This is a genomic window from Desulfurococcus sp. (assembly GCF_049970475.1).
GTDB classification, from domain to species: Archaea; Thermoproteota; Thermoprotei_A; order Sulfolobales; family Desulfurococcaceae; genus Desulfurococcus; species Desulfurococcus amylolyticus.
The window spans coordinates 1-4,063 of sequence record NZ_JBMFMW010000100.1 but is presented as its reverse complement, the minus strand read 5'-3'; the positions used below and the strand labels follow the sequence as shown (position 1 = coordinate 4,063).

At 43.3% G+C, this 4,063-nt stretch carries 4 protein-coding genes and 1 pseudogene; all 5 read right to left on the bottom strand.

The window, feature by feature from the left end; all coding sequences use genetic code 11:
* Window positions 1-396: pseudogene (porA, locus tag ACP5N5_RS05965) on the bottom strand (pyruvate ferredoxin oxidoreductase); the annotation flags it as partial.
* A gap of 5 nt (window positions 397-401) precedes the next feature.
* Window positions 402-683: a 4Fe-4S binding protein gene (locus ACP5N5_RS05960; protein WP_012608247.1), complete on the bottom strand. Its 282-nt coding sequence runs from the start codon at window positions 681-683 to the stop codon at window positions 402-404.
* Window positions 684-687: 4 nt separating this feature from the next.
* Window positions 688-1,245, bottom strand: coding sequence for a 2-oxoacid:acceptor oxidoreductase family protein (locus ACP5N5_RS05955; protein WP_042667434.1), 558 nt, complete (start codon window positions 1,243-1,245; stop codon window positions 688-690).
* 168 nt (window positions 1,246-1,413) lie between these two features.
* On the bottom strand, window positions 1,414-2,112 hold the full coding sequence (locus ACP5N5_RS05950) for an alpha-glucosidase (RefSeq protein ID WP_428133903.1): 699 nt from the start codon (window positions 2,110-2,112) through the stop codon (window positions 1,414-1,416).
* Between the two features lie 179 nt (window positions 2,113-2,291).
* The gene (locus tag ACP5N5_RS05945; RefSeq protein ID WP_428133899.1) at window positions 2,292-3,836 is read right to left on the bottom strand and encodes a sodium-dependent transporter; all 1,545 of its coding nucleotides are present in this window, start codon (window positions 3,834-3,836) and stop codon (window positions 2,292-2,294) included.
* Window positions 3,837-4,063: the final 227 nt, after the last annotated feature.

Here is a 4,063-nt window from a genome sequence, read left to right as displayed (position 1 = left end):
ATTATGTATGTTTATCGGTGCTGAGAGAGCCCTGTTGACAACCGCCATAACTATTGGTAGTCTTAGGGCTGATGCTATATATACTATTTCAACCATTAACGCCAATCCCTGGGATGATGTGGCCGTGAAAGCTCTGGCACCAGCCGCTGCCGCACCTACGCAAGCACTCATAGCTGAGTGCTCTGATTCAACCGGTATGAACTCCGTGTGTACTAATCCATCATTAACGAACTCCGAGTATTTTTCAACAATAATTGTCTGGGGTGTTATAGGGTATGCTGCCACCACATCTACGTAGCTCTGCTTTACAGCGTAGGCTACTGCTTCATCACCATTAGCGGTTGTTAAAACCTGTTTCTCAATAGGGATCTTCGGCTTGAACACGGTTTTCTCCATTACGCTTACACCTCCTCAAACTCGGGTACCATTGATATAGCTTTGACAGGGCATTCGTGAGCACATATCCCACAACCTTTACAGTAATCCAGGTTTACCTGTATCTTCTCGCCATCCCATACTATAGCCATATCAGGGCAGAAGAGCCAGCAGATCATGCACTTCGTGCATTTATTATGATCCACCACAGGCCTCAACGCACGCCAGTCACCAGTTTTAACATCTGTGGATAACCTATACGCTACCCCACCTATTGGCAGGCTTCTCCATCCTCTAGGCTCACTCATGCATCTACACCTCTATAGATTCCTCATAAGCCTTCTTTATTAAGGCAAGATTCTTTTCAGCAACAGGACCCTTAAATCTTGCCTTCACGGCTTTCTCAACACTATCCCATCCAACGACCCCACCATGCTTGAGTAGTCCACCTATCATGGCTGTATTAGTTATATTGGCCCTAAGTATTTCAAGCGCTAGCTTGGATGCCGGTACAAGTATCAGCCTGTAATCACCTTTTTTAATGCCTAGTTTCCCAATAACCTGGTCAATACTTCCAGCATAATTGGTTATAATAGTACCACTCCCCTTTAAGCCGCTCACTAAGCCTGGAGAGAGAAGGGTGTAGTCTAATACCACAGCTATATCCGGCTCATATATCATACTGTGTATTTCTATAGGTTCATCGCTGATCCTAGTGAAGGAAAGCATTGGTGCACCTGATCTCTCAGGACCAAATGCTGGAAAACTTTGAGCATGACGTCCCTCCAGAGCGGCTGCCATGGCGACAATATTACTAGCGGTCCAGGCTCCCTGGCCGCCTCTTCCATGCCACCTGATCTCAATCATCATTTACTGGTCACCATCTATTCTAACGTGATAGGTTTATTCATACATGAATTAATAAAGGTTCAATATTATTGGATATCACATATTTTTAAAGAGGCATATTGGTTTAAAGATTCGTATCTCTGAAACGCATTAAATTCAGGTCAATTTAATGTTCTAAATACAGGTGTTCTAAATAAAGGCACCCCTGTTTTTGTAAAGAATATATATCGCGATGGATAAGAATAGTAATCCAGTAAGGCTTCCCACTAGGTACAATAATAGTATCATGTATACTGTTTCAACCGGTAAACCATATACCCCAGCTAGATAATTTATTTCACCCGGGTCAAGTAATGCCCTTGCAACGTACCCGATCATCCATGAAAATATGACTAGGGGCAGCGGTGTCGACGCGTAAGCCAGCATCAGGCCCATTGAACGCCTCCTCCTCATGAAGTACATGGCCATTAATGAGGGGAGGGCTATAAGTAATGCTGAAACAGCATATATTTGCGTATAGGTTCCAGCCAGTACGAAGAATAACATCATCCCGTATAAATAATACCTGTACCCCTTTCTCACATACTTTATTCTATCTGTGAAATCATATGGAATTGTTTTACACCATTTTACTAGTTTCTCCAAGTCTTCAATGATTTCCCTGGTTAACTCCTTGCTGACGGATATCTTAGATACTGTTTCCCTGGTTTTATCACTGATAAACCTAGCTAACTCTATGTTGTTGACACTGATCTCCCTAAGGGTTAATTCAAGGGACTCGATAGCTTCCTCGATTTTTCTCTTCAATCGTGGATCGCTCAACTGTTTTAGACTTAACAATGTCTCCAACGTGTTCAACGCATCTCTTAGTAGCTTGACGGACTCCAATATATAGTGACCCCCTTGTGAGGATGATTATGATTAAGGTGGAATAAAAAAGAATGGTTTAAGTATTTACTTCTTCTGCGCCTTAAGATTCTTCCAGATACACCAGGCCGACAAGCCCAGTATGAATAGCCATGATCCCAGCATGAAGACTATCCACAACTGCTCCATGTCTTCCACCTCTACTCGACCACTATGATCTTCCTGTTTTCAGCCAATTCCTTACCATATTTCTTCTTGATTCCATAGTATGTTTCAATCGCTCCGATGATCAATACAAGTATTATAGCTATCCTGGCGCCCACTATCAAGGGATCTGCTTGCGCGAAGACCCCTTGGTTATAATAATCTATTGTTGTTCCAACCAATAGTATTAATATGTATATCGGGGTCAACGTCATTAATATATACTTGAATAATGATGGTACACGTATCAATGCACCAGTATGGAGCTCCTTCCATAAGTTATCTGGTTTAAACAGGTAGACTCCCACTATTACATCGAATAACCCAAGAACTACCAGCAGGTATGAGCCAACCCAGTTATCTAGTTCACCGAAGTATGTAAGAGAAGAGTCTAGCGCCACCGGTAATCCCAGCAAGAAGTACAGTATAAATACTATAAGTGACCCAAGCCTCCTATTGATGCCTAAGTCCTCCTCTAGTAATGCCACTAGATAATTATACATTGCTATAGCGGATGTCCACCCTGCGAAGAACAGTAGGAGGAACCATAACATGCCGAAGACCCTGCCTACATCACCTAGGGCCGTGAAGACATTTGGTAGTGCCATGAAAGCTAATCCCAGCGAGCCTTGTTTAACCACGTCTGGACCTAGGTATGCGTATGCTAATGGTACCGCTATTGTACCGCCTAGTATTACCTCTGCCACCTCGTTGAGGGATGTTGTTGTTAAGCCTGCTAGTGCTATATCATCATCCTTCTTAACGTATGACGCATAGTTATGTATTATACCCATTCCAAGGCTTAATGTAAAGAATATCTGGCCCGCCGCAGCTAGCGAGATAACCCAGAAGTTACTTCTCAATGTTTCAAAGTCCGGATTCCAGCTGTACCGGAGCCCGGCCCAGGAGCTCCAGTCAGGCCTCACCGGTGCTCCAGTTGTTATCGATCTTATTGCTAGAATAATGGCAAAGACATAGAGCAACGGCATCATGATCTTGTTAAATAACTCAATGCCTTTGGCCACCCCCCTATAGGCAGCTATAAAGAGCAGTATCATGGGTATACTCCATGTGGCAAGCACCATGCTGGTGTTAGCTATATGGTTATTGAAGAATTCTACAGTGTTCGCCCCATAGTATGACCCTGCCGCACTATATATAACGTATGCTGCTGTCCAACCTATCACATGGATGTAATAAGAGTTTAGCAATGTGGTCACAGCAAAGGCTAACATGCCCCCTATAATGCCGAATATTAATGCTGTCCTAGGCTTAACCGACTCCCTGGCCATCAGGTAGAACATTGGACCGAGCGTTCCATGCCCGTATTTACCGCCATATCTCCCTGTACTCCATTCAACCCACATCAATGGTATACCCAGTAACAGCAATGCTATGAAGTATGGTATCATGAATGCGCCGCCACCGTTTGCAGCGAGTAGCCTGGGGAATCGCCAGAAATTACCTAGTCCAATAGCGTTCCCAGCCATTGATAATATCAATCCGAACCTGGTTGCCCATGTTTCTCTTTCCCTACTCACTGGACCCACCTAACATAATACTTATTTTTATAGTATTAAGTATAAAAATATTAACTGAATTATAGAACAAATATTTCTAACCCACCAATGTTTCACTTTAAAAATAATAATTGGGAACATTAATTAATTGGGGTCACCCGGTAAACGCTGTCTACACTGTATCGCTGCTGTGCTGTCAAGAGCCGGTCTTTGGATTCAGCCTATACCCGGTTAACTTCGTTATCAGT

Coding starts and splice junctions, on each gene's coding strand:
- ACP5N5_RS05960 (WP_012608247.1), bottom strand. CDS start 683: ATGAGTGAGCCTAGAGGATGGAGAAGCCTGCCAATAGGTGGGGTAGCG.
- ACP5N5_RS05955 (WP_042667434.1), bottom strand. CDS start 1,245: ATGATGATTGAGATCAGGTGGCATGGAAGAGGCGGCCAGGGAGCCTGG.